4 protein-coding genes are annotated in these 5,018 nt (G+C 74.0%); 3 read left to right on the top strand and 1 reads right to left on the bottom strand.

Annotation, left to right across the window (positions count from 1 at the left end):
* The 3 genes from HTZ82_RS00640 to HTZ82_RS00630 all read left to right on the top strand — a co-directional run.
* A partial coding sequence (locus HTZ82_RS00640) for a lanthionine synthetase LanC family protein (protein ID WP_302852185.1) occupies nt 1-360 on the top strand: 360 nt, incomplete at its 5' end.
* Nucleotides 361-451: 91 nt separating this feature from the next.
* Nucleotides 452-676, top strand: coding sequence for a hypothetical protein (locus HTZ82_RS00635; RefSeq protein ID WP_175407255.1), 225 nt, complete (start codon nt 452-454; stop codon nt 674-676).
* 60 nt (nt 677-736) lie between these two features.
* The gene (locus HTZ82_RS00630) at nt 737-3,646 is read left to right on the top strand and encodes a LuxR family transcriptional regulator (protein WP_175407254.1); all 2,910 of its coding nucleotides are present in this window, start codon (nt 737-739) and stop codon (nt 3,644-3,646) included.
* A gap of 40 nt (nt 3,647-3,686) precedes the next feature.
* Here the strand turns inward: HTZ82_RS00630 and HTZ82_RS00625 are convergent.
* The coding region (locus HTZ82_RS00625; RefSeq protein ID WP_309235255.1) for an MFS transporter at nt 3,687-5,018 on the bottom strand (1,332 nt) is incomplete at its 5' end.

Here is a 5,018-nt window from a genome sequence, read left to right as displayed (position 1 = left end):
GCCCTGCACGGCACGCCCGAGCAGCCCGGGCCCGCCGAACTCGACCGGTGGGTGCGGCTGCTGGACGCACCGGGCCCGCCCGGTGACCTGAGCCTCCGCCACGGCACGCTCGGCTCCCTGGAGTCGCTGTCCCTGCTCGCCCGGCGCGGCCACGACACCGCGGGCGCCGCGCTCACCCGCCGTACGGGGGAGGTGCTCGGCGGCCTCGAACAGTACGGCCACCGCTGCGGCACCCCCGGACACGCACCGTCCCCGGGCCTGCTGACCGGCCTGTCGGGCATCGGCCACCAACTGCTGAGGCTCGCCTTCCCGGACCGGGTCCCGTCCCTGCTCCTGCTCGACACCCGACCGGGCCGCTGACCGGCCCGCACCGCCACACCTCTCCTCTCCTCACGTCCTCTCTCCTCAACCGCCCGCGCGTCACCCGTCACGAGACAAAGGGGTCACCACCATGCAGAAGCCCGCAGCCTCCGCCTCCGCCATCGACGCCTCCGCCACCCGCGCCGACGAGACCGCCCCGCGCGCCGAGGACCCGGCCGGCGGCATCACGCTCTCCGGTCGCAACAGAGCGTGCGCCCGCGCCCGCGCCCTGTCCGGAATGGTCCTCACGAGCGGCATCGTGATCACGCTCAGCTCCCTGGACACCAGCGTGTCGCTGCCGAACGTGCACGGCTGAAACGGGGGAGTTCCGCACACGTCGACCGGTTGGCGGCGATGAGCACTAACATGTGCGCCCATGCGTTCCCATGCGCCCCACATCGTCGGACGTGACTCTCAACTGCGGGAGATCGAAGACGCGTTGAGCGACGCGCGGGAACAGCGCGGAAGGGTCGTCTTCCTGGTCGGCGAGGCGGGGATCGGCAAGTCCCGGCTCGCCGCCGAAGCGGTCGGCATGGCCGTCGGCACCGGGATGCGCGTCCTGCGGGGCCGGAGCACCACCACCGGCCCCGCAGTGCCGTTCCGGCCCCTGACCGAGGCCCTGATGTCGCTGTTCCGCAGCGGCGAACCGCTCGACGACCTGCCGCTCGGGCCCTACCGTCCGGTGCTCGGGCGGCTCATCCCCGACTGGGGCGGCGACGTCCAGGGCACCAGCTCCATGATCATCCTCGGTGAGGCGGTGCTGCGGCTGCTCATCGCCACCGGCCGCGACCGCGGCCAGCTCCTGCTCCTGGAGGACCTGCACGACGCCGACCCGGAGACACTGGCCGTGGTCGAGTACCTGGTGGACAACCTGGACCAGGCCCCCGTCGTCCTCCTCGCCACCATCCGTACCGAACCCTGCGACGCCCTCGACCTCGCCGAATCGGCCCGCTGGCGCCGCGTGGGCACCACGCTGGACCTCGCCTCGCTGACCCGGGACGACGTCCACGCCCTCGTCGCCGCCCAGCTCGGCACCGCACCCGAGCGCGTGCCCCCGGCCGCCCTGGAACGGCTCTGGGAGGACAGCGCCGGCAGCCCCCTCCTCGTCGAGGAACGGCTCCAGGGCATGATCAGCAGCGGCGCGCTCGTCAACGGCGACGACGGCTGGCGGGTCGTGGGCGACCTCCGCGGCGATGTCTCCACGTCCATGGCCAAGGGCCTCCTCCAGCGCATCGACCGCCTCGGACCCCAGGGGAGAAACCTTTTCTCGGCGGCCGCCGTCATCGGCCGCCGCTTCCCCCTGACCGTCCTCCAGGACGTGACCGGCGTCGACGACCGCGAACTCCTCAGCCATCTGCACGCCGGCGTCGCCTCCCGGCTCGTCGTCCCCGACGAACCGGCACCCGACTGGTACGCGTTCCGGCACCCCCTCACCGTCGAGGCCCTGTTCACGCAGCTCACCCCCGGACGGCGGGCCGACCTGGCCGGACGGGCCGCGTCCGCCGTACAGGAACGCCACCCCGACCTGGAGGGCGACTGGTGCCAGCTCGCCGCCGGACTGCGCTCCGAGGAGGGTGACGTCACCGAGGCCGGGCGGCTCTTCGCGGAAGCCGGGCGGCGCGCCCTCGCCGCCGGCGCCGTCAGCTCCGCCGTCACCCTGCTCAGCCGCGCCGAACAGCTCCTCGCCGGCAGCGAGGACGCCGCCGGCCGCGCCGAGGTCCTGGAGGCCCTGCTGCCCGCGCTCGCCGAGACCGGCGACTTCGCCCAGGCCTTCAGCCTCGCCCGTGACCTGCACGCGCTCGCCGGCACCGATCTGACGGTGCACCGGCTCGCGACCCTGCACACCCGGCTCGCCAAGGTCGCCCACACCGCGGGCCGCTGGGAGGACGGCAACCGCGAGATAGCCCAGGCCCGCGCCATGCTCCGGAAGCACCCCGACGACCGGACCGCCGCACTCGTCGACGTCGTCGCCGCCTACCTGGCCCTCGACACACCAGGACCCGACGGCACCCAGCAGGCCGAGAAACTCGCCAGGGCCGCCCTGCAGTCGGCACAGCGCCACGCCCTGCCCTCCGCCGTCTGCCAGGCCTGGGAACTCCTCGCCACCCTCGCCAGGGAACGCGACTTCGACGAGTCGACCGCCCTCCTCGAATCCGCCCTCCTCACCGCCGAACAACACCGTCTGCCGCTGCGCCGCATGTACGTCCTGACCAGGATCGGCGGCAACAACTGGCTCACCGACGGCAGCACGGCCCCGCTGCTCGCCGCCCGCGACGAGGCACTCGCCCTCGGCTCGGCCACCATCGTCCACACCATCGACGGCATCCTCGTCCTCGACGCCGTCCTGCGCGGCGACTTCGCCGGCGCCCAGCGCTCCGCCGACGAGTGCCTCGCCGTCGTCCAGCGGCTCCGCCTCGCCCCCGCTGGACGGTACGTCCTGATGGCGCAGGCCACCCTCGCCGGCCACCGCGGCGACAGGGCCGCCATGGAACGGGCCCTCGCCGCCTTCGCGGAATGGGACGGCGCCGGCTCCCAGGAGGAACCCCTCACTCTCGGCCTCGCCCAGGCCTTCTGCGCGCTCATGGAGGAGGACGGGCCCGGCGCCGTACGCGCCCTGCGGGGCGCGGCCGACCTGGAGTACGCCAACCCCGGCACGTACTACCTCAGCGGCCGCTACGGCATCGGCGTGCTCCTCGACGTGCTGTCCGGGGACGCCGGCCGCGCCCGGCAGGAGGAGATCGCCGCCACCGCACCCGGCCGGATGCGCTGGAACCGCCAGTTCGTGCTGTTCGCCGACGCCGTGCTGCTCGGCCGGGAAGGCCGGCCCGACGCCGCCGCCGAGGCCGTCGCCGAGGCGCTGCGCGTCGCCGCACCGTACCCGACCGCCCTCCACCTCGGCCTGCGGCTGGTGTCCGAGGAGGCCCACGAGCGGGGCTGGGGCGAACCCGTCGCCTGGCTGCGCCGCGCCGAGCACCACTTCCACCACCTCTCCGTCCCCGCCGTCACCAACGCCTGCCGCGCCGCGCTGCGCCGCCTCGGCGCCCCCGTCCACCAGCACCGCACCGGCAGCAGCCGCATCCCCGAGGCCCTGCGCGCCCTGGGCGTCACGGTCCGCGAGTACGAGGTCTTCCAGCTGCTCCCGGAACGGCTCGGCAACAAGGAGATCGCGGACCGCCTGTACATCTCGCCCCGCACGGTGGAGAAGCACATCGCCAGCCTCGGCACGAAGACCGGGCGCACCAACCGGCTGGCGCTGTGCGAGTTCGCCGCCTCCTTCACACCGTGACCCCGCGCGTGGGCGACGACCCCGCGCGTGCGCGACGGGCTCAGCGCATCTCGCGTACGTTCCGCGAGGCGAGCACGCCCAGCGCCGTCACCGTGAGGATCACCGCCGTCAGCGCGAACATCGGCCCCGTGCCCGAGCTCGCCAGCGCCCCGCACACGATCAGCGACAGCGGCGCGATGGCGTAGCCGAGGACCATGTCGACGGATATCACCCGGCTCAGCACCGCGCCGTGGATGTTCCGCTGGATCCAGCTGATGCCGAACACGCCCTGGAAACCGATGCCGAAGCCCATCATCAGCACCGTCCCCAGCGCCGCCACCGTGCTCCCGACGGTGCCGAGCACCGCCATGCCCAGGGCCAGCCAGCCCGCGAGCGCGGCGATCAGCAGTCCCACCCGCGGCCGGCCGCCCGTCGCCCCGCCCACCAGGGCGCCCAGCATGGCGCCGCCCGCCAGGGCACCGTTGAGCAGCCCCAGCGTCGTCGAACCGCCCTGCAGATCGACCTTGGCGAGCGTCGCGAACCCCACCGTGAACGGACCCGCGTGACAGAACGTCACCGCCGTGTCGACGACCAGGACGGTACGGATACGGGGGTCCTCCCACGCGTACCGCAGCCCCGCCCGGATCCGGGACAGGAGCGAGTCACCCGCCGCCGGGGCGGCGGCCGCGCCCTTCTCCCCGCCCTTCTCCCCGTCCTCCTCCTCCGCCGCCGCTTCCCCGGCGGGGCGGGGCAGCGGCCGGATACGGGACACGCACAGGCCGCACAGCGCGAAGCACACGCCGTCGACGAGGAACGCGACCGGGGCGTCGGTGACCGCCACCACCAGACCGCCCACGGCGGGGCCGAGGACCGCCGACACCTTCGCGCCCACGCCCAGCAGGGCGTTGGCCGGCGCCAGCGTCTCCTTCTCCACGACCGTCGGCAGGATCGAGGCACGGGCGGGCTGGAAGAACGCGTCCACCGCGCCGAACAGCGCCGCCGCCACGCACAGCATCCACACGGTCAGCGTCCCCGCCAGGCCCGCGACCCCCACCGTCACCATCAGGGCGGCCCGCGCCCAGCTGGAGAACGCCATCAGCCGCCGGCTGGACCACGAGTCGCTCAGCGATCCGCCGACCAGCGTCAGTACGGCCCTCGGCACGGCCTGGAACGCCAGTACGTAGCCGAGGCTCAGTGCCGACTCCGTCAGGCTCAGCGTGATCCACGAGAACGCGATGTAGCTGAATCCGTCACCGAGCAGGGACAGGGACTGTCCCAGCCACAGCAGCCGGAACGACCGCTGCCGGGCCGGGGACCAGAGCCGCGAGCCCGCCCCGGCCAGAGTGTTCGCCATGTCGAACCCTTCGTCGCGCCGCCCTCCGGCGGCATGGGC

This window comes from Streptomyces sp. TRM64462 (genome assembly GCF_013362995.1).
Lineage (GTDB): Bacteria > Actinomycetota > Actinomycetes > Streptomycetales > Streptomycetaceae > Streptomyces.
Note: the sequence above shows the minus strand (reverse complement) of the source record. Positions and strands in the feature narration are given on the sequence as shown.